19 protein-coding genes are annotated in these 20810 nt (G+C 45.4%); 6 read left to right on the forward strand and 13 right to left on the reverse strand.

The annotated features are described in order from the left end of the window. Positions 1-2 precede the first annotated feature (2 nt). From ACRC53_RS02130 to yacG, 5 genes are all read left to right on the forward strand, one after another. The gene (locus ACRC53_RS02130) at positions 3-1238 is read left to right on the forward strand and encodes a type II secretion system F family protein (protein ID WP_438641921.1); all 1236 of its coding nucleotides are present in this window, start codon (positions 3-5) and stop codon (positions 1236-1238) included. Positions 1239-1406: 168 nt separating this feature from the next. Continuing rightward, on the forward strand, positions 1407-2225 hold the full coding sequence (locus ACRC53_RS02135; protein ID WP_438642011.1) for a prepilin peptidase: 819 nt from the start codon (positions 1407-1409) through the stop codon (positions 2223-2225). Positions 2226-2457: 232 nt separating this feature from the next. Then, complete coding sequence (gene coaE / locus ACRC53_RS02140; RefSeq protein WP_438641922.1) at positions 2458-3189, forward strand: dephospho-CoA kinase; 732 nt, start codon at positions 2458-2460, stop codon at positions 3187-3189. A 150-nt stretch (positions 3190-3339) separates the two neighbouring features. Further along, positions 3340-4095, forward strand: a complete 756-nt coding sequence (gene zapD, locus ACRC53_RS02145; RefSeq protein WP_438641923.1) for a cell division protein ZapD — start codon at positions 3340-3342, stop codon at positions 4093-4095. A gap of 66 nt (positions 4096-4161) precedes the next feature. Then, entirely contained in the window at positions 4162-4359 is a 198-nt protein-coding gene (gene yacG, locus ACRC53_RS02150; protein ID WP_438641924.1) for a DNA gyrase inhibitor YacG, read from the forward strand. A gap of 72 nt (positions 4360-4431) precedes the next feature. On the opposite strand, the gene mutT is transcribed toward yacG, so the two are convergent. From mutT to ACRC53_RS02170, 4 genes are all read right to left on the reverse strand, one after another. Then, positions 4432-4848: an 8-oxo-dGTP diphosphatase MutT gene (gene mutT, locus ACRC53_RS02155; RefSeq protein WP_438641925.1), complete on the reverse strand. Its 417-nt coding sequence runs from the start codon at positions 4846-4848 to the stop codon at positions 4432-4434. Positions 4849-5064: 216 nt separating this feature from the next. Next, positions 5065-5337 carry a hypothetical protein gene (locus ACRC53_RS02160; protein ID WP_438641926.1) on the reverse strand — a complete coding sequence of 91 codons (273 nt, stop codon included), beginning with the start codon at positions 5335-5337 and terminating at the stop codon, positions 5065-5067. A 518-nt stretch (positions 5338-5855) separates the two neighbouring features. Further along, positions 5856-8582, reverse strand: a complete 2727-nt coding sequence (secA, locus tag ACRC53_RS02165) for a preprotein translocase subunit SecA (protein WP_438641927.1) — start codon at positions 8580-8582, stop codon at positions 5856-5858. Between the two features lie 113 nt (positions 8583-8695). Beyond that, positions 8696-9298, reverse strand: coding sequence for a hypothetical protein (locus tag ACRC53_RS02170; RefSeq protein WP_438641928.1), 603 nt, complete (start codon positions 9296-9298; stop codon positions 8696-8698). Positions 9299-9598: 300 nt separating this feature from the next. On the opposite strand from ACRC53_RS02170, the gene ACRC53_RS02175 reads away from it, so the two are divergent. Next, a complete protein-coding gene (locus tag ACRC53_RS02175) occupies positions 9599-10111 on the forward strand; it encodes a DUF721 domain-containing protein (RefSeq protein WP_438641929.1) in 513 nt (170 codons plus the stop codon). A gap of 252 nt (positions 10112-10363) precedes the next feature. Here the strand turns inward: ACRC53_RS02175 and lpxC are convergent, their stop codons facing one another. From lpxC to murD, 9 genes are all read right to left on the reverse strand, one after another. Next, on the reverse strand, positions 10364-11281 hold the full coding sequence (lpxC, locus tag ACRC53_RS02180) for a UDP-3-O-acyl-N-acetylglucosamine deacetylase (RefSeq protein WP_438641930.1): 918 nt from the start codon (positions 11279-11281) through the stop codon (positions 10364-10366). 185 nt (positions 11282-11466) lie between these two features. Then, positions 11467-12615 carry a cell division protein FtsZ gene (gene ftsZ / locus ACRC53_RS02185; RefSeq protein WP_438641931.1) on the reverse strand — a complete coding sequence of 383 codons (1149 nt, stop codon included), beginning with the start codon at positions 12613-12615 and terminating at the stop codon, positions 11467-11469. A 39-nt stretch (positions 12616-12654) separates the two neighbouring features. Next, positions 12655-13911 carry a cell division protein FtsA gene (ftsA, locus tag ACRC53_RS02190; protein WP_438641932.1) on the reverse strand — a complete coding sequence of 419 codons (1257 nt, stop codon included), beginning with the start codon at positions 13909-13911 and terminating at the stop codon, positions 12655-12657. 4 nt (positions 13912-13915) lie between these two features. Next, positions 13916-14773: a cell division protein FtsQ/DivIB gene (locus tag ACRC53_RS02195; protein ID WP_438641933.1), complete on the reverse strand. Its 858-nt coding sequence runs from the start codon at positions 14771-14773 to the stop codon at positions 13916-13918. A 2-nt stretch (positions 14774-14775) separates the two neighbouring features. Then, positions 14776-15687 (reverse strand): D-alanine--D-alanine ligase, encoded by a 912-nt coding sequence (locus ACRC53_RS02200; protein WP_438641934.1) that lies wholly within the window; start codon positions 15685-15687, stop codon positions 14776-14778. A gap of 24 nt (positions 15688-15711) precedes the next feature. Further along, positions 15712-17157, reverse strand: coding sequence for a UDP-N-acetylmuramate--L-alanine ligase (murC, locus tag ACRC53_RS02205; RefSeq protein WP_438641935.1), 1446 nt, complete (start codon positions 17155-17157; stop codon positions 15712-15714). After that, the gene (gene murG / locus ACRC53_RS02210) at positions 17157-18269 is read right to left on the reverse strand and encodes an undecaprenyldiphospho-muramoylpentapeptide beta-N-acetylglucosaminyltransferase (RefSeq protein ID WP_438641936.1); all 1113 of its coding nucleotides are present in this window, start codon (positions 18267-18269) and stop codon (positions 17157-17159) included. Before murG ends, murC begins: the two co-directional genes overlap by 1 nt. Then, a complete protein-coding gene (gene ftsW / locus ACRC53_RS02215) occupies positions 18269-19462 on the reverse strand; it encodes a cell division protein FtsW (protein WP_438641937.1) in 1194 nt (397 codons plus the stop codon). The genes murG and ftsW overlap by 1 nt, the downstream gene beginning before the upstream one ends. Further along, complete coding sequence (gene murD, locus ACRC53_RS02220) at positions 19459-20802, reverse strand: UDP-N-acetylmuramoyl-L-alanine--D-glutamate ligase (RefSeq protein ID WP_438641938.1); 1344 nt, start codon at positions 20800-20802, stop codon at positions 19459-19461. Before murD ends, ftsW begins: the two co-directional genes overlap by 4 nt. Between the last annotated feature and the right edge of the window lie 8 nt (positions 20803-20810).

A 20810-nucleotide genomic window follows, 5' to 3' on the forward strand; every position in this document is an offset into this window, starting at 1 on the left:
CCATGAACACACTGGCACAGCCAAAACCGCGCCGTTTATCGCCATATACATGGAAAGCGGTTAATCGTCAGGGGCAACCTGCCGAGGGCGAATTAGAAGCAAGCTCTATTGATGAAGCGCGTATGCAACTGATGAGCAAAGGCTTTAACCGTATAGAGCTGAAAAAAACGCCGGTGTCACTGTTTAGCCGTATCACAGATCGTATCAAACCGGCTGATATTGCATTTATGAGCCGCCAGCTCTCAACCATGCTGTTTGCCGGTGTTCCCATTTTACAAAGCCTAAAAATGATTGGAGAGAGCCATGCCAAACGCAGCATGCGGCGGTTGTTGTCCACCATCACCACCGATGTAGAGAGCGGTTTGCCGATTTCACAATCGCTGCGCAAATATCCACTTATTTTTGATGACCTTTACTGCGATCTGGTTAGCACTGGCGAGATCACCGGTCGGCTCGATATCGTGATGGATAGAATCGCTACGCACCGTGAAAAAATGGAGGCGCTAAAATCGAAAATAAAAAAGGCACTCTTTTATCCCGCTATGGTGATGGTAGTAGCCATTGGGGTCACGCTGTTGATGTTGCTGTTTGTTATCCCACAATTTGAGTCTATTTACGCCAGCTTTGGTTCTGAATTACCGGCCTTTACCAATATGGTGTTAGCCCTTTCACGCTTATTGCGGGAAAATGGGCTGTATCTTTTCGCTGCTGTGGTGGCGGTCGCGTTGGGGTATCGGCACCTATACCGCGCCTCTGCAAAAATGCGTTATAAACAAGATCAATTCATGCTCAAACTGCCTGTTATCGGTTTATTGCTGCATAAAGCATCCGTTGCCCGTTTTGCTCGCACGCTTTCTGTCACCTTTTCAGCAGGTGTTCCCTTACTCAGTGGGCTGCTCTCTGCATCGGGCGCAGCCGGAAACCTTGTCTACCGTGATGCCATATTAGCCGTACGCAAAGAAGCCGAGCAAGGTTTACCCATTTACCAAGCCATGCAAAAACAGAACTTATTTCCCCCTATTACCACACAAATGGTGATGATCGGGGAAGAGTCTGGCTCGCTTGATGGCATGCTTGATAAAGTGGCCGTGGTGTATGAGCAAGAAGTTGATGATATGGTTGATGCTCTGGCAAGCTTATTAGAGCCCTTTATCATGGTCATTATTGGTGGCATTGTTGGCTCACTGGTGGTTGCCATGTATCTGCCTATCTTCAATTTGGGGAATATTATTCACTAATGCACACGTAAACCGCAGCAAGACGCTGTTTATCTTTTGCGGTAATATTATCTGGTATCTCAGGAAGTTAACTGATTTTATACACGAAGATAAGCATGCAGCTATGCGCTTATCTCTTTTTTCTGCGCGTTGTGCGCCCTTAGGATAAGGTTTCCAGTGGACGGGATCATGTTGTTAGCGGCACTGTTTGGCTTAGTCATCGGCAGTTTTCTGAATGTGGTGATCTACCGCTACCCGATTATGCTTGAACGCCACTGGCGGGCACAGTGCAGTGCCCAGTTTAGCGATCTGCCCCCCACACCAAGCTCTTCGCGTTTTGATCTGTTGTTGCCTGCCTCACACTGCCCACAGTGTAAAACGCCCGTTCGCTGGTTTGACAACCTGCCACTGGCTTCATGGTTATGGCTACGTGGAAAATGTCGGCACTGCCAAGCACCAATCAGTGTTCGTTATCCCGCCATTGAACTGATAACTGCCACACTCTTTGCACTGCCAATCTTACTGTGGGGGCTTACTCCGTGGAGTCTGGCTATTATGCTGCTCAGTGCTCTGCTGCTGGTTGCCAGTGTGATAGACCTTGACACATTCTGGCTACCCGACAGCCTGACACACCCAATGCTCTGGGGAGGGTTACTGTTAGCCTGGCAAGGTGAAAGCCACCTTGACCTACACAGCGCCCTTGCTGGGGTAATGGTCGGCTATCTTTCGCTCTGGGGGTTGTTCTGGATATTTAAACTGCTAACCGGTAAAGAGGGCATGGGCCGCGGCGATTTTGCGCTGATGGCCGCACTCGGCGCATGGGTGGGCGCTGAAAAATTACTGTTAGTGGCTATGCTTGCCTCGTTCAGTGGCCTTTTTTATGCCGTCATAACCCGCCGCACTCAACAAGCTATTCCCTTTGGCCCATGGTTGGCACTTGGCGGTTGGATCACTTTACTGTGGGGCGATAATATTGTGCACACTTATTTTACCCTGATGGGTCTCTAGCACGTTAATCTGGCAGATTAACGTAAGGGCATCTCAACATATAGCACCATAAATTAACGTATAGCACCGTAATTTATGGTACGTTGATATACAATGCAGTGATATATAACACGTTGAATTAGGCTATCATTTCCCTAAAATCATTAAAATGAGCAGGCTATCTTATGCACATACTCCATGTGCATATTGTTGCGCTTTTAACCGTTTTATTGCCCCTATTATGGAGCTACTTGTGACCTACACCGTCGCGATTACTGGAGGCATTGGCAGTGGTAAAACCACCGTTGCCAATCTATTTTCCCAGTACGGTATTACCTTGGTAGATGCTGATATTGTAGCACGCGATGTAGTCGCACCCGGTTCATCGGCACTGCACAGCATCATCACCCATTTTGGCACACAAGTGCAGTTCGCCGATGGCAGCTTAAATCGCGCCGCACTGCGTGAAATCATCTTTGCCGATCCGCAGCAACAGGCGTGGTTGAACCAGTTATTGCATCCGCTAATCAACCAGACAATGCAACAGCAGTTAGCCGCTGTCACCTCACCTTATGCACTGTGGGTTGTGCCATTGCTGGTTGAAAACAACCTTTGCAAGTTCGCGCATCGTGTCTTAGTGGTTGATGTCAGCCCACAAACTCAGATCACGCGTACTTTGCTGCGCGATCAAGTCTCTGAACAGCAGATCAAGCAAATTCTAAATGCACAAGCCTCACGCAGTGACCGTTTAGCGGTGGCTGATGATATTATTGATAATGATCACCACGGTCATCACGCAACGGTAAGCAACACGGTTGCTGAACAGCATCAGCAAAATTTGCTCCACACACCACATCACAACAACACACACGCCCAGCCGGTATCAACAGCAAATTCCCTCAGCGCGCAAGTGGCATTACTCCACCAAAAATATTTGCAATTAGCGGCACACTATCAGCTTAATCGCCACACTACGGCTACGTAATACCAACAAGATCATCAGGAATAACAGACAAACCTTAGCACACTGGTTATACCAGATAGCCATGAATCAGTAGGTCACCCATATAGACGCTGCCCAGATTATTACTTAGTATTTAGCCCAATGACTTTTTCACTCTCAATGAATTAATCCATGACAAATGACGCAACTTGCCCAGTGATTTTTGAGCATCCCCTTAATGAGAAGATGCGAGCGTGGTTACGCATAGAGTATCTACTACAACAATTAGATGATAATCAACACTTAGCCGATACCGCGCAATCTATGGTCTTTTTCCGCACTATTGCCGATCTACTTGATGTGCTTGATCGTGGCGAAGTAAGAACCGATCTGCTCAAAGATCTTGAGCGCCAACAAAAAAAATTAGAGCAATTTATTGATACACCAGGGGTTGATATCAGCGTATTACAAGATCTGCGCACCCAATTAAAGCAACACTATACTGACTTGCTCAATGCCCCACGTTTAGGGCAAGCACTGCGTGATGATCGCTTTATTAACCCAATCCGCCAACGCTTGAGTATTCCCGGAGGCAGTTGCAGTTTTGATCTGCCTACTCTGCACCTTTGGTTGCATTTATCCCATGAGCAAAAAGAGCAGCAAGCCGTTCACTGGATGTCAACACTCGACACACTGCGTAACCCGCTGCGCCTGATTCTTACGCTAATTCGACAAACTGCAACGTTTCACCCATGCAGTGCAAATGCCGGTTTTTATCAAGATAATGGTGGTGATGCTGAAATGCTGCGTCTCTGTTTACAGCTTGATTTTATGGTCTATCCGCAAGTGTCTGGACACAAAAGCCGTTATGCTATTCGCTTTTTACCGCTCGACAGCGAACACGGTGAAGTACCACAACATCTGCCGTTTAAGCTGGCGTGTTGTTAAGCTCTGACAGTAAAAAACACCTAAAATAGGTGGCAGTATATCTGCCCATTGAAAAGAGAAACCCCAATGACGCAACCACTTTACGTTCCGTGCCCAACCTGTCAGGCGGCGGTTGAATGGAGCGAAAACAGCCCTTATCGCCCCTTTTGTTGTAAACGCTGCCAGTTAATTGATTTAGGTGAGTGGGCAGAAGAGGAAAAGCGAATCCCTGGCCCAGAAGATCACTCCAATGCAGAAAATTGGAGTGAAAACGATCAGTTGTAAATACACGTTCGTGTTGTAAGCCGCTCCCCGTTGTCAAAAACGGGGGCAGGCATATACTCTGCAGCCCTATTATCAGCACTGAGTGTTAACTGTGGCAACCTCGGCCAGTAATGTCTGAACAATGGCAGCATTAGCGTGAGGAAAACGTTCGGCCAGTAAATCGCGCTGCGCAACCCATGCTGAACGTTGGCCTTCGCGCCCAAAAGGTTCACCCTGATAATCTTCAACTAAAAAGAAGTGTAAATGTACAACACGGTCATCAAACTCCACACTGACATTATCAAACGGCACTGATTGTATCACCTCAATACCCACTTCTTCTTGTAGCTCGCGGGCCAATGCCTGTTGTGCTGACTCTCCGGCTTCAAATTTTCCACCAGGAAACTCCCAGTAACCGGCTAAAAAACTATCAGGTTTACGTTTTGTCAGAAAAATTTCACGATCAGCATTACGAATAATGCCCACGGCAACATGCATCTGTTTTTTCACGCTAATTTCCTCAAAAAATCGTTTATTTGTATGCATAACTCAACCTACATACACCTGCTCTACACAGTACCCTAACGGATGATTTAGATGAAAAATATCACGAAAAGAGTGTAAAAAGCTTTATGCGTTTAAATCATCAAAAACAGTACGTTATATCGATTTACTATAAAAGCAGGCACTCGCACTGATATTAACAGAGGAAAATTGACATAATGATTAAATAAACTGCCCACCTCTTAATTCAAGATTCAGTGTGTCATCATCAAACCAGTAGGCGTTCTCTTTTGCTAAAAGAGATACCCCTTGAAACAACACCACTTTTCCCAATGCTCGGCTGCACAAGGCTTCTGTACCTGACTGGCTAATCAGCCGCAAATTACCGCGCACTTGCCACCCACTACGCGCATAAAACTGCTGTAACGGAGGGTCACAAGTAAATAAACCAATATCAGCCTGACTGCTCAATATATGCTGAGTTGCCGCGTTCACGGCTAAGTGGCCAAAGCCTTGACGGGCTAAATGAAGATAAGTCGCTACACATACTTAATGCTGCCACACAAAAAGTCAGACCATGGTGCTGAATAGGAAACGTAAGCACACCCGCATAACTGGCTAACGCGCCATTCACATACACAGTGCAAGAAATTGGTGAATATTCAAGGCAATGCGGTGGGAAAATGCTGTCTTGTGGGCCACACAATGCATCCCCCCAAACATGATGCATAAGTATATTAATGTCAGCTTTCACATTATCAGAAAGAGCCTAATACGGCTCAACAGATATTACCGTTTCACACACAGCCATAAAAAATTTCCAATACACACCCTAAAGCGCCCTTTCTAATACGGCACATATTACGTGCCATGGTGATAATCAGTGCTCTTATTTTGTACTCGATATCAAATAAAATTTTGTTCTAAAAAAAGGGCGATTACTGATGTAATCGCCCTTTTTGCACAATGTAATACACCTACTGATACACAGAGACTCTCAGTAGACTATTAGCTTAACCTTGCAAAACACCGTGGCATTGTTTGTATTTTTTACCTGAACCGCATGGGCATAGCTCATTACGGCCCACTTTACGTTCAACACGCACTAATGAACCTGAACCATCAGGGCTTTCTGTAAGCTCAGTATCGATTTCGCTTTCTGTATGGCTATATTGCTGCTTTTGTGCAATCCGTTCAGCTTCTTCACGGCGTTGTACATCAACTTGCTCAACCTCTTCTGGCATGCGAACACGCACTTTACTTAAGGTGCTGATAACATCTAATTTTAGTGTTTCAAGCATTTCAGTAAACATCTCGAATGATTCACGCTTGTACTCTTGCTTTGGATTTTTTTGCGCATAACCACGCAGATGAATACCTTGACGTAGGTGATCCATTGCCGATAAGTGCTCTTTCCAAAGTGTATCTAGCGTTTGCAACATTACGCCTTTTTCAAAATGGCGCATCATTGGCTCACCAACAACATCCTCTTTTTCGCGATACAGTTTCAGAGCTTCTGCCTGAATGCGCTCACGCAATACCTCTTCATGCAGGCTATTATCCTCTTCGAGCCACTGACCAATAGACAATGTCAAATCAAAGTCATTGTGTAAACGATGCTCTAATCCTGGTACATCCCACATCTCTTCAAGTGATTGCGGCGGAATATATTGATCGATCACCGCGCCAACCACATCATCACGAATCGCATCAATGGTCGCACCCACTTCGTCAGCATCAAGCAGTTCATTACGCTGCTCGTAAATCGCTTTACGTTGATCATTAGCTACATCATCAAACTCAAGCAGTTGCTTACGAATATCAAAGTTACGGGCTTCCACTTTACGCTGGGCATTTTCAATCGCTTTGCTCACCCATGGGTGTTCAATTGCCTCGCCCTCTTGCATGCCCAATTTTTTCATCATGTTACTGACACGATCTGAGGCGAAAATACGCATCAGGCTATCTTCCATTGAAAGATAGAAACGGGATGAACCCGGATCACCCTGACGACCTGAACGGCCACGCAACTGATTATCAATACGGCGAGATTCATGGCGCTCTGTACCAATAATGTGCAAACCACCCGCCTCAACCACCAGATCGTGTTGCACTTGCCATGCCGCTTTAATTGCATCAATTTGGTCTTGAGTTGGCGCGTCAATCGCCTCGACATCCGCTTTCCAACTGCCACCGAGCAAAATATCAGTACCACGGCCTGCCATGTTAGTTGCAATAGTAACAGCGCCCGGTTGACCCGCTTGTGCCACGATATCCGCTTCAGAAGCATGGAATTTGGCATTCAGAACTTTATGCGGGATATTCGCCTTACGCAGGGCTTGTGAAAGTGCTTCTGATTTTTCAATCGATACTGTACCCACCAGCGTTGGGCGTTTTGCAATAACTTGTTGTTTAATATCTTCGATGATCGCGTTAAATTTTTCGCCTTCAGTCATATAGACTAAATCGGCCATATCTTTACGGATCATAGGGCGGTTAGTTGGAATAACCACCGTATCTAAACCATAAATTTGTTGGAACTCAAACGCTTCAGTATCGGCTGTACCTGTCATCCCGCCAAGCTTTTCATACAAACGGAAATAGTTCTGGAAGGTGATAGAAGCTAGAGTTTGGTTCTCATTTTGAATTTGAACCCCCTCTTTCGCCTCAACAGCCTGATGCAAGCCATCAGACCAACGGCGACCTGGCATAGTACGGCCAGTGTGCTCATCAACGATGACTACCTCACCGTCTTTCACAATGTAATCCACATCACGCTCAAACAGAGCATGTGCACGCAATGCAGCATTAGCATGGTGTAACAGGGAAATATTGGCCGGAGAGTACAGTGAATCCCCCTCTTTCATCAGTTTTGCACCAATGAGCAGCTCTTCAATGCGTAACTGACCACGCTCAGTTAAATGCGCCTGACGGGCCTTTTCATCTACACTAAAATCGCCTTCCCCCTGAAACTCTTCTGAATCTTCTTTCTCTTGCTGCGTTAGCTTAGGGATCAGCTTATTGACTTGAATATACAGCTCAGAGCTATCTTCTGCAGGGCCAGAGATAATCAGTGGCGTACGTGCTTCATCAATTAAAATGGAGTCAACTTCATCGACAATGGCGTAAAACAGAGGGCGTTGTACTCGCTCTTCTGGGCTAAATGCCATGTTGTCGCGCAGATAATCAAAGCCAAACTCATTGTTTGTACCGTAGGTAATATCTGCTGCATACGCTTCACGTTTGGCTGGTGCAGGCATACCAGGCAGGTTAATTCCCACACTCAGACCTAAGTACTCAAACAGCGGGCGGTTAGTCTCTGCATCGCGGCGAGCCAAGTAGTCGTTCACAGTGATCACGTGAACACCACGGCCTGTTAACGCATTGAGATATGCTGGCAGTGTTGCTGTCAGTGTTTTACCTTCACCCGTGCGCATTTCAGCCACATTACGGCCATTGAGCACCATGCCGCCGATCATTTGTGCATCAAAATGGCGCATACCAAAAACGCGCTTACTTGCTTCACGCACAGTTGCAAACGTTTCTGGGATCAAATCATCTAACGCTTCACCTTGCTCCAAACGTGCACGAAATTCAGCCGTTTTTGCTTTTAACTCATCATCAGACAGCGCAATAAATTGCTCTTCAAGCGCATTAATTCGTGCAACAACTTTACCTAAGCTACGTAAGGTACGGTCATTACGGCTACCAAAAATTTTTGTGAGTACTTTTGTCAACATAGTTAAATTACATCTTCTAGCAAGTCAATCTGCGGTTTTTCCGGCGGCCGGAGTAAAACCAGATATCCTAAGGGATACAACACAGCATAAAAACGGGTAGGACATCGCTTTTATTATGCTGTAGCTTGTGGCCCAGCTCGAATACCTTGCACTTGTGCTACCCACAAGCAAGGCGCATAACTTAACAATACGGGAACAAGCGGCAATAACATGGCTGAAACGGCGATTTCAATCGGTAAACGCTGTTCTGCCGCGAACAGTGTTATTGCTGCAAAAATTGGCCTAAAAACATCAGCACCGCTTTCAAGCGTAGGGGTAAGATTGTGGGTGCTATAATACTGTTGCTCTGGGCTAAAAACGACATCAGTATCTGCCGCAAGCACCTGTGGCGCAAGAATACGAGCTAAACGGACAAAAAAGCCAGAAACAGGATTCCAGCTAGACTCCGTTTTTTGCTCTGCTTGAGGAATAACAACGCGTAACGCAACACCTGTTGCAGGAAGACGTTGCGGTGCAATCAACTCATTACGTAAGCGAACTGCTGTATTTAAAAAGAGTGGTTGAGCAGATCGGCTAATTGTCTGGTTCGTTGTGTTATCAGCATGGATTTCGAGCGTGGTACTGGCTGTACCGACACCGGCAGCTACCACACCTAATAAAAGGTGCGGCCACAGGTAACGACGGCCAAATTGTCCACAACGAACCAAAATCGACATGCTTTATAAGCTACTCATGCTATACATCATCAAAAAATACCCCGTTTAGGGATAAAAACTAAAGATCCCTTGTCTCTATATAGGGATATTATAAGCACATCTTAACAAATGCATTGAGACAAACGAATATTAACCGTTTTGCACCCACGGCTTATATAATACGGATGGTTTTACATCACGTTATACCTGATGATACCACTAACTGACTGATAGCATAGTAGTATCAGATGTGACACATCTCTCGCACGTTGAATGTTAATTTAACGTGTGAGCTAAATAACCTGTACGGTATAGCTTATTATGCGCGATCATCGCCCACAACCACTAGAAGCTTTGTTTACTGAAAGCCATCTACAAAATGTACAACAACGGGCTATTGCACTGCTAAAGCTCAATCAAACGGTCAAAGCGTTACTACCCGCAGAGCTGCATCCACATTGTCGAGTAGCCAACTTCCGCCAGAGCATTTTAATCCTTGAAATTACAAATGCCAGCTTTGCGTTACGTTTACGCTACCTTATTCCAGCATTACTCTCGGAATTACGTCGCCAGACACTCCCAACGCTAGTGACCATTGAGCACCGAATCAATCCGAGAATGGCTATTTCTCATGCTACATGGCAGAGTACACCATCAATACAGCATTACTCTGAGTCTGCAGAGAGGGCCACACGAACTATTAGTGCACAAACGGCAGAGCATTTACATGTATTGGCCAGCCATAGCTCGGCATCGGCTAAATTAAAGGAAAAACTGCAAAAACTTGCGGCTTTAGCACAGCAAAATACAGCATTAAACTCCAAGGCTAAATAACAACCTACTTAGCTATTTATGTCCCCAAAAATCACTACTATCATACTCTATTGCACAAGAGATACAGATTTAAAACACCAAAATGAACAAAGGATTGTACGCAAATGAATGACGTACAATCCTCTTTAGTTTGCTTATACTCTGTGCACATAACACATTAATTTATCTAAACACTGCCTGATGAAAAAGGCATGCCTATATTTATCTGTGTTTATACTCTATGCTTATCGTTAATGTGCGCAGTTTATCAGTTTATGCATATACCAATGAAGGTGCTGCAAATTTAAGTGGCATCTGTGCTTCATTTTCAAAAGTCACATACTCCCAAGCATGGGCCTGAGCCAACATTGCTTGCAGCAATTTGTTATTCAACGCATGGCCTGACTTATATGCACGAAACTCACCGATAATATTGTGACCACACATATAGAGATCACCAATAGAGTCGAGAATCTTATGTTTCACAAATTCGTCGTCGTAGCGTAAACCATCTTCATTTAATACACGATAATCATCTAACACGATGGCACAATTAAAACTACCACCTAAACACAACCCTTTCGATTGTAAGTGTTCGATATCACGCATAAAACCAAAAGTACGTGCACGACTAATTTGGCTAACAAAGCTATCTGCCGATAAATCTAAACGGAAACGTTGTGCACCTGCATCAATTGCTGGGTGGTTAAAATCGATAGTAAAATCAATTCTAAAACCGTTATAAGGAACAAATTCTGCCCACTTATCACCATCTTCAACACGTACCGTATCTTTAATGCGGATAAATTTCTTTGCTACATTTTGTTCTTCGATCCCTGCATCGAGCAACAGGTAAACGAACGGACTTGCACTGCCATCCATAATCGGGATTTCAGGTGCATCCACATCTATGATGATGTTATCAATCCCTAACCCCGCTAACGCAGCATTTAAGTGCTCAACGGTAGAGATACGTACATCATCATCGTTCACCAAACACGTGCAGAGCATAGTATCACGCACGGATTTAGCATCAGCCGGAAAATCAACCGGAGGATTTAAGTCAGTGCGACGATAGATGACCCCGGTATTAGCCGGAGCTGGCCGCAATGTTAAAGTGACTTTACGACCGGTATGTAACCCCAGCCCAGTCGCTTCAATACCACGTTTTAAAGTCCGTTGTTTGATCATCTTGTTTATCTCGTCTGCGTAACAAGTTTATGTTGTCTGACTACGCTCATAGTTAGCTACGTTAACATTTACTCTCTTTACTCGCCTTCAATACAAAAGCACAGCAAAATAACAACGAAGTAAAATGTTCATCTCATAGTCAGACATGTTAACACAAGTGACGGAGATTCCAAATTGTTGCTTAATTAATCAGCCTGTTTGCGCAAAAATGCCGGAATATCGAGGTAATCGGGCTCTTTTGTTGGCTGAACTGCTGGCTCATTTACCACTTTTGCTGGTTTTGGCTCTTGCTGAATCGGTGTCATCTGATGCGCGGCATAACGCTCATGTATAGGTTGCTGTGGCGCATGTTTGCTAACAAGAGTGATATCAGGTTTACGCTCTACACCAATTCCCGTCGCAACCACAGTGACACGCAGCTCATCGTGCATCTCTGGGTCTAATGATGTACCGATAACAACCGTTGCATTATCAGAAGCAAACGCACGAATCGTATTACCTACCGTTTCAAACTCATCAAGGCGTAAGTCAAAGCCAGCAGTAATGTTAACCAGAACACCGCGCGCACCAGCCAAATCGATATCTTCTAGCAATGGGCTTGAAATAGCCATTTCAGCTGCTTCTTCTGCACGATCTTCGCCACTTGCCACACCAGAGCCCATCATGGCATAACCCATTTCAGACATTACGGTGCGTACGTCAGCAAAGTCAACGTTCATCAAGCCTGGGCGAGTAATCAGCTCGGCAATACCCTGTACTGCGCCTTTAAGAACATCATTCGCTGCGCCAAAAGCATCAAGCAAAGAGATCCCCCGACCCAGCACTTTGAGCAGTTTATCGTTTGGAATGGTGATCAATGAGTCAACGTGCTTTGATAGCTCGGTGATACCCTGATCAGCAAATGCCATCCGCTTTTTGCCTTCAAAGCTAAACGGCTTGGTAACAACAGCAACGGTCAGGATACCCAACTCTTTTGCCAGTTCAGCCACAACCGGAGCTGCACCTGTACCTGTACCACCACCCATACCGGCAGCAATAAAGACCATATCAGAGCCTTCAAGTGCATTGCGCAGTGCTTCGCGATCTTCTTCTGCTGCACCACGACCCACTTCTGGGTTTGCACCCGCGCCCAGACCTTTGGTAATTCCACCGCCAATCTGAATTGTCTGACCTACAGCGGTCTTACGCAGTGCTTGTGCATCCGTGTTGACGACAAAAAACTCAACACCTTCGATATTTTCACGCACCATGTGCTCGACAGCGTTACCGCCACCGCCACCAACGCCGATGACTTTAATCACCGCGTCATTAATCATTGCCATTGGTTCAAACATAACCCTCTCCGTTTTGTGCCTGTCCGCAGCAGGTCTAAATCAGAATTCCCGTTTCAGCCAACCATTGAGGCGTTTTAACATGCCACCCACTGAACGTTGCTTTTCAGTGTCAGCTTCCTCATTCATTTGCGACTCTTTTCCATAATGCAATAACCCAACGACTGTCGAGTAATAAGGTGCTTGTGCATAATCGGTTAATCCCGTTAGGTTCAACGGTTGACCAATTCGCACTTGCGTGTGGAATACACGCTCGGCACACTCGGCAAGCCCTTCCATTTGAGATGCACCGCCGGTCAGTACAATGCCAGCTGCAAGATGGTGCTTTACGCCCTGCTGCCGCAGCTGTTCTTGTAAATACTGTAATTCATCATTAACCAAGTTCAATAACTCGGTATAACGTGGTTCGATAACTTCAGCCAGTGTTTGACGTTGTAAACTACGAGGTGGACGCCCCCCTACACTCGGTACTTCAACTGTCTCTTCACGGCTAACTAATGTACCCATCGCACAACCATGACGCACTTTAATTGCTTCAGCGTCAGTAGGTGGAGTACCAAATGCATAGGCGATATCACTGGTTACTACATTGCCTGCATAGGGGATCACTTTGGTATGACGCAACGCCCCCCCAGTATAAACGGCAATATCCATTGTACCACCACCGATATCGACGACACAGACACCTAACTCTCGCTCATCTTCGGTAAGTACTGCATCGCTCGATGCTAAACCTGCAAAAATAAGCTGATCAACTTTTAATCCACACCGTTCAACAGCTTTAACAATATTTTTTGCCATATCATTATGGCAGGTAATAAGATGCACTTTTGCTTGCATGCGTACACCTGATAATCCAACCGGGTTTTTAATCCCCTCTTGATAATCTATGGCAAACTCTTGAGGAATCACATGCAGAATGCGGTGCTCTTCTTTTGTTTTTACCGATTTCGCTGTGTGAATAACATTATCTACATCTTCTTGTGACACTTCTTCATCTGAAATAGGCACAATCCCCATTTCATTTTGGCAGCTAATATGCTTTCCTGATAGTGCCAAATAGACTGATGAGATTTGGCAATCGGCCATGAGCTCTGCTTGGTCAACTGCTCGTTGTACAGATTTTACGACAGATTCAAGATCATTGACTCCACCTTTATCCATACCACGGGATGTACTACTACCAACACCGATGATATTTAGCATACCATCAGGGAGTATTTCCCCTACGAGAGCGGAGACTTTAAATGTACCAATCTCTAATCCAACAACCAGTTTTCTATCCGTCGCCTTGGTCATGTGCTTAACCTGACTTAGTGTTCGCTTGATTTATTGTGGCTCGATTTGCTTTTTTAGCTTGTGCTATAGGTTGCTGCGGATCAATTAATACCGGAGCCCACCCTACTGCAAGACCGCTGTCATAACGCAAATCAACATAACTAATTCGCTTATCCGGTTGTTGCTGTAACAAAGGATATACGTTAATAAACCGCTTTAAACGTGCCATGCGGTTGTCGCGCCCCAATTCGAGTCGGATATCACCTTCAAGCCCAACTTGCCATGAATGACGTGGACTTAATGCCAACATTGTAAGGTGAAATCCATTATCTTGCATGAGCTTTTCCATGCTATGCCACGCATCTAGTACCTCTTTTTCTGATCCCTCAGGGCCATATAGTAACGGTAATTTACTATTCGCCATACGTTCAACAGGGGCATTAAATGATTTCCCCTTATCATCAACAAGTTGCATGTCATTCCATCGTGCAACCGGTGTATATTCTGCAATATCAAGGTGAACAGTATCTGGCCACTCTTTGCGTACAGAAGCGCGTGAAATCCATGGCATCATTTGCAATTGCTGTTGAATACTGTGGACATCCTGCGTCATAAAGCTGCCTAACGGTCCCATTGAGAGGATCGCTCGGCGTACATCATCATCAGTGGTAAACTTTCGATCACCTGCAATAACTAATCGCGATAGCGGTAAACGCTCACTATCTTGCATCCATTCGATAGCAGACCACACGCCTTTCGCTCCATATCCAACTACGGCGATAAAAAACAGCAAGCCACATAAAAATGAGGCCACCGTACGTTGTGAAGTACGGCGTTTCGCAGTTGTTTCTGATGATCGTGAGACTATTGAGGCCTGCGCCATAATTAGACTGCCAATCCGATAACTGTGGTGACTAATTGTGAAAAATCAATTCCAGCTTGACGTGCTGCCATCGGCACTAAACTGTGGCTTGTCATTCCTGGTGATGTATTCACTTCAAGCAGGTTAAAGCGCCCTTGACTATCCATCATCACATCGACTCGTCCCCAGCCACGGCAACCTAATGCATCATAAGCGGCTTTCGCCAGTGCACCGATTTCCGCCTCTTGTGTCTCATTTAAACCACTTGGGCAAAAATAACCTGTCTCATCTGACAAATATTTCGCTTGGTAGTCATAAAAAACGCCAGACGCTTGAATACGAATCGAAGGCAATACTTGTTCACCCACAATGGCCACCGTAAATTCTGGGCCACTGAGCCACTGCTCTACCAATACGGTAGTGTCGTGCTCAAACGCTTTTTCCAGTGCAGGTCGTAATTCTTGAGCAGTTGATACTTTACTCATTCCTACACTAGAACCTTCTAACGAGGGTTTTACCATTAGCGGTAACCCAAGGCGCGCGATTATAGTAGCTAGGTAATCGTTATCCAATACCGAATTTGTGACAGATTCATACTCAGCAATTGGTAGACCCACGGCTTGCCAAATCTGTTTGGTTCGCATTTTGTCCATTGCTAATGCTGAGGCTAATACGCCACTGCCTGTATAGGGTAAGCCTATTTGCTCAAGCATGCCTTGCATACTGCCATCTTCACCACCCCGTCCGTGCAGGGCAATAAAAACTTTACTGAAACCTTGCGCCGGTAAACTGGCAACAGAAATACTCTTAGTATCAATAGGATACGCATCAAAACCTGCGGTACGCAAACCTTCAACAACCGCAGCACCCGAGTTCAATGAAACTTCACGTTCTGCTGATGTTCCGCCCAGTAATACTGCCACTTTCTCTGTCATGGTTATCCTCTATGCGCGTAATGTTTACTGCGCTTGTAAACGCATATTCGCCAAATTTCGGGCGACTTTGCCAATATCACCGGCACCTTGAGCCAGTACAAGATCGCCACCTTTTAGAATTTGTCCTAAAATTTGTGGCAAATCGTGCTGCTCAGGAACAAAAATAGGGTCGACATTCCCTCGGCTGCGAATTGTACGGCATAATGAGCGGCTGTCAGCCCCTTCAATAAGATTTTCTCCGGCAGCGTAAACATCAAGCATCAGTAATACATCAACTTGCGAAAGAACACTGGCGAAATCTTCGTACAAATCACGGGTTCGAGTATAACGGTGTGGCTGAAAAATCATGACTAACCGACGATCAGGCCAACCTGCACGAGCAGCTTTGATGGTGACATCAACTTCACTCGGATGGTGCCCATAATCATCAACAAGCATGACATCGCCTCCGTTTACACTGAACTCTCCTAGACAATCAAAACGCCGTCCTGTTCCCTGAAAATTTTCTAATGCTCGCACAATGGCCTCATTATCAATGCCATCTTCAGTTGCTACTGCAATTGCCGCGGCAGCATTCAAAGCATTGTGACGACCAGGCATATTTAATTTAACCTGTAGTGCATCTCGCCCATTACGGCAAATAACAAAATGACCTTGAGCCCCCTGCTGCTGATATTCACATATTCTAATATCAGCATCATCGCTAAAACCATAAGTCACAATATGGCGGCCAATACGCGGTAAAAGCTCACGGACCACAGGATCGTCAATGCACATCACGGCCAAACCGTAGAAAGGCAAGTTATGCAGGAAATCAATAAAGGTCTGTTTTAAATTTTCAAAGCTGCCCTTATAGGTTTCCATATGATCAGCTTCAATATTGGTGACTACTGCAACCATAGGTTGCAGGTGTAAAAATGAGGCATCACTCTCATCAGCTTCAGCAATCAGGTAACGGCTCGCACCCAAACGTGCGTTAGTGCCCGTTGCTTTAACTAATCCACCATTTACAAAGGTAGGATCACGCCCAGCTTCAGCAAAAATACCGGAAACCAGTGCTGTTGTAGTTGTTTTACCGTGTGTTCCGGCAATAGCTACACCATGACGAAAACGCATCAGTTCAGCCAGCATTTCAGCACGGCGGATCACGGGGATTCGTGCCTCACGCGCTGCGGTAACTTCTGGATTATCACTTTTTATGGCAGTCGATACGACCACCACACTGGCAGTAGAGACGTTATCAGCACTGTGCTGTAAGAAGATTTCAGCCCCTAAATTACGCAAGCGTTGAGTGACTGCATTCTCTGCAATATCTGATCCACTAATTTGATACCCTTCATTAGCAAGGACTTCAGCAATCCCTCCCATCCCTGCGCCACCAATACCAACAAAGTGAATGCGGCTGACACGGCGCATTTCCGGAACCATTGTGCGCAATTTTGCAATTTTTTGATTATTAATATGATTCATTATGATCTCTTATCTGCTAGCGCCGTAATGACTGTGCAAACCCGCTCTGTGGCATCGGAAATAGCGACATGGCGTGCTTTTTGTGCCATATCAAGTAGTCGTGTACGATCTAACTCTAGCAAACTTTGCACTAGATATTCTGTTGTAAGCTGATCTTGTTCAATAATCATTGCTGCATCAGCACGTGCCAACGTCAGGCCATTTAAATATTGCTGACGATCTTTATGCTGAAATGGAACAAAAATTGCTGGTAAGCCTGCGGCAGCCACTTCAGAAACTGTCAGTGCGCCTGAACGACAAATAATGATATCTGCCCACGCATACGCAGCGGCCATGTCATCAATAAATTCGCCCAGTGTATGCTCAGTAATTGGTTGTGTCAGTGGATGCTCATTGTCAGTAACTTGGCAGATTACTCCCGCCTGCTGATAGTCTTGGGCGGTACTATTTAGTGCACCTTTCCCGACTTGGTGCCACAGACAAATTTTATCCCCAAGTTGTGCCGCCGCTTTTGGTAATGTTTGGTTTAGTACGCGTGCACCTTGGCTTCCCCCAATAACGAGTACACGTAATGCACCTTGTCGATGAGCATAACGTATTGAAGGTGCTGGTAATGCAAGGACATCGGCCCGCACAGGGTTTCCCACAACCTCTGCGTTACGAAATGCACCAGGGAAGGCTTGTAGTACACGTGCAGCAATTTTTGATAACCAGCGATTGGTTAATCCAGCAATAGCATTTTGTTCGTGCAATACAACAGGAACACCTTGTAACCAAGCGGCAATACCACCTGGACCAGAAACATAGCCCCCCATCCCTAACACAACATCAGGTTGGTAATCTGCGATAATCGCTTGAGCTTGTTTGATCGCGCGCCAAATACGTAAAGGGGCACTCAGTTGAGCTTTTAAGCCTTTTCCACGCAAGCCAGTAATGTGAATAAAGTCTATTTCAATGCCGTGTTTAGGCACTAAATCAGCTTCCATACGATCAGCAGTACCTAACCAGCGAACTTGCCACCCTTGTTCCATCAACTGATGGGCTACGGCAAGGCCAGGGAATACATGTCCACCTGTGCCTCCTGCCATTACCAGGAGTCGTTTTGCCTTCATTAGCTTCCTCTTACATGAGCTTGTGCTTTAGCTAACCGTGTTTCATGATCAATGCGCAGTAAAATAACAACTGCCGTTGACATAATAAGTAAACTTGAGCCCCCATAGCTGATCAGGGGTAAGGTTAAACCTTTGGTTGGTAACATACCGGCGGCAGCACCAACATTAACTAAAGTTTGAAAGCTAAACCAAATACCGATAGCACACGCTAAAAATCCAGAAAAACGCAGTTCAGCTTCTAATGCCCGACGACCAATGGCCAGCGCACGAAAAGCTAATAAGAATACCATTAACAAAATGAGAACCACACCGATATACCCAAGTTCTTCGCCAATGATCGAAAAAACAAAGTCAGTATGTGCTTCAGGTAAATATTCAAGTTTTTGGATGGAGTTACCAAGGCCTTGCCCCCAAAAATCACCGCGACCAAAGGCCATGAGTGATTGGCTCAGTTGATAACCGCTGCCATAAGGGTCTTGCCATGGGTCAAGGAAAGAGGTTACGCGTCGAACACGGTAAGGTTCAGCCAATATCAAGACAACAACAGCTAATGCACCCATACTAATTAAGGCTAAAAATTGCCACAAAGGTGCACCAGCAAGAAATAGCATACCTACAGTAGTAACAAATAATACAACAACTGTACCTAAGTCAGGTTGAGCGAGTAAAAGCATGGCTAATAGCAGCATCACGCCCATTGGTTTTAAAAATCCAAGCCGCTTTCCCCGAATTTCATCCCCTTTTCGAACTAAATAACCTGATAAATAACAAAATAGTGAAAGCTTCGTTAGCTCTGCTGGCTGAATACGTAAAGGCCCAAAGGCTATCCAGCGAGAAGCACCATTAACCGAGCTGCCTACACCAAGAACGACAATCAGCATGAGTACTGAAAGTAATAAAAGTGGTACGCCCAGTTGTTGCCATAAACTCATCGGCATACGTAACGTGCCTAATGCCAAGCAAAATGCAATGGCTAAATAAAGGCCGTGACGTTTAGCAAACAAAAAGGGATCATCGGCTAATCGCTGCCCAACGGGCATTGACGCAGATGTCACCATGATTAAGCCAATTAAAGCTAAACCGATGGCTAACCAAAGTAGTGTACGATCGTAAAGTCGACTTCCAGGATCATCATTTTCCCATGCACCTGTTATCCAGTTGATAATGCGTGAGAATATTTTTGCCCCTATCATTGCGCTAACTCCTGTGCCAAACGCACAAATTCTTGTCCGCGCACTTCAAAGTTCTTAAACTGATCTAAACTTGCACACGCAGGAGAGAGTAATACTATATCGCCAGACGTTGCAGAATCCACAACTTGTTGCATAGCTTGTGCAAGTGTATCGACTAACACGGCGCCTGATTTTAATGCTGCTAAGTGTTGTCCATCGCGGCCAAAACAGTACAACTGAATGTGCTTAGGTTGTAGTAAGGGTTGTAACGTACTGAAATCAGCGCCTTTTCCATCACCACCAAGCAGCAAATGTAAGCGCCCACTTACTTTTAGGCCATGTAATGCTGCTTGTGTACTGCCAACATTGGTCGCTTTAGAGTCATTAATCCAGCGAATACCATGCGCTTCGTGTACCAATTGAAAGCGATGCTCTAATCCACTGAAAGTACGCAATGCATGTAATGCGCCTGTACGCGAAATTCCTGCTGCATCAGCTAATGCAAGTGCAGCTAATGCATTGGCATAATTGTGTTGCCCTACAAGTTTCATGTCATCGACAGGCAATACAGCTTCAGAGTGCACAGGTGCATGAAGCTCACTAGCAATAGGGGCTGTTAGCCATACAGAGCTATTTACTTCTGATAAATAATACTGCCCTTGTGTGATCCCAAAATGTATAAGTTGGCCATCAACAGGCTGAGTAGGTTTTGTTAATTCATCATCGGCATTGACGATAATATGTGCCGCATGTTGATAGATAGAGAGTTTGGCTGCACGGTATTCATCTATTCCCCGATAGCGATCCATATGATCTTCAGTCACATTCAATACCGTAGCGGCAATAGCCTGTAAACTGTGGGTAGTTTCTAGTTGGAAACTCGACAATTCAAGAACATACAAATCATAAGTGGCCTCTAACAATGATAAGGCCGGAATGCCAATATTCCCTCCTACGCCCACACGTAATCCGGCACTGTTCGCCATCTCACCAACTAAGCGGGTGACTGTACTCTTGCCATTTGAGCCAGTAATCGCAACGATAGGTGCTTTTGCTTCACGGCAAAACAGTTCGACATCACCAATAATCTCTACCCCTGCAGCGAATGCTGCTTGTAACTCTGGGCGTGCAAGCGCAATGCCAGGGCTTACAACAATTAAATCTGCATCGAGTAACCATGCTTGATTTAGCCCACCAGTATGCACCTTAACCGTTGTTGGTAGTTTATCTAACCCCGTTGGTGCATTACGGGTATCCATCACTTTGGGGGTAACATGTTGGCTGAGAAAAAAATCGACACAGGAAAGCCCTGTTGCGCCTAATCCAACAATGACGATATTTTTATTTGTATAACGTGCCATGGTGCAAT

This window comes from Plesiomonas sp. (genome assembly GCF_051652165.1).
Classification (GTDB): Bacteria; Pseudomonadota; Gammaproteobacteria; order Enterobacterales; family CAMTGL01; genus Plesiomonas.

What these genes read in the sequence shown, in the direction of transcription:
- ACRC53_RS02130 (WP_438641921.1), top strand. Translation starts at nt 3, where the DNA reads ATGAACACACTGGCACAGCCAAAACCGCGCCGTTTATCGCCATATACA.
- ACRC53_RS02135 (WP_438642011.1), top strand. Translation starts at nt 1,407, where the DNA reads ATGTTGTTAGCGGCACTGTTTGGCTTAGTCATCGGCAGTTTTCTGAAT.
- zapD (WP_438641923.1), top strand. Translation starts at nt 3,340, where the DNA reads ATGACAAATGACGCAACTTGCCCAGTGATTTTTGAGCATCCCCTTAAT.
- yacG (WP_438641924.1), top strand. Translation starts at nt 4,162, where the DNA reads ATGACGCAACCACTTTACGTTCCGTGCCCAACCTGTCAGGCGGCGGTT.
- secA (WP_438641927.1), bottom strand. Translation starts at nt 8,582, where the DNA reads ATGTTGACAAAAGTACTCACAAAAATTTTTGGTAGCCGTAATGACCGT.
- ACRC53_RS02170 (WP_438641928.1), bottom strand. Translation starts at nt 9,298, where the DNA reads ATGTCGATTTTGGTTCGTTGTGGACAATTTGGCCGTCGTTACCTGTGG.
- ACRC53_RS02175 (WP_438641929.1), top strand. Translation starts at nt 9,599, where the DNA reads ATGCGCGATCATCGCCCACAACCACTAGAAGCTTTGTTTACTGAAAGC.
- lpxC (WP_438641930.1), bottom strand. Translation starts at nt 11,281, where the DNA reads ATGATCAAACAACGGACTTTAAAACGTGGTATTGAAGCGACTGGGCTG.
- ftsZ (WP_438641931.1), bottom strand. Translation starts at nt 12,615, where the DNA reads ATGTTTGAACCAATGGCAATGATTAATGACGCGGTGATTAAAGTCATC.
- ftsA (WP_438641932.1), bottom strand. Translation starts at nt 13,911, where the DNA reads ATGACCAAGGCGACGGATAGAAAACTGGTTGTTGGATTAGAGATTGGT.
- ACRC53_RS02195 (WP_438641933.1), bottom strand. Translation starts at nt 14,773, where the DNA reads ATGGCGCAGGCCTCAATAGTCTCACGATCATCAGAAACAACTGCGAAA.
- ACRC53_RS02200 (WP_438641934.1), bottom strand. Translation starts at nt 15,687, where the DNA reads ATGACAGAGAAAGTGGCAGTATTACTGGGCGGAACATCAGCAGAACGT.
- murC (WP_438641935.1), bottom strand. Translation starts at nt 17,157, where the DNA reads ATGAATCATATTAATAATCAAAAAATTGCAAAATTGCGCACAATGGTT.
- murG (WP_438641936.1), bottom strand. Translation starts at nt 18,269, where the DNA reads ATGAAGGCAAAACGACTCCTGGTAATGGCAGGAGGCACAGGTGGACAT.
- ftsW (WP_438641937.1), bottom strand. Translation starts at nt 19,462, where the DNA reads ATGATAGGGGCAAAAATATTCTCACGCATTATCAACTGGATAACAGGT.
- murD (WP_438641938.1), bottom strand. Translation starts at nt 20,802, where the DNA reads ATGGCACGTTATACAAATAAAAATATCGTCATTGTTGGATTAGGCGCA.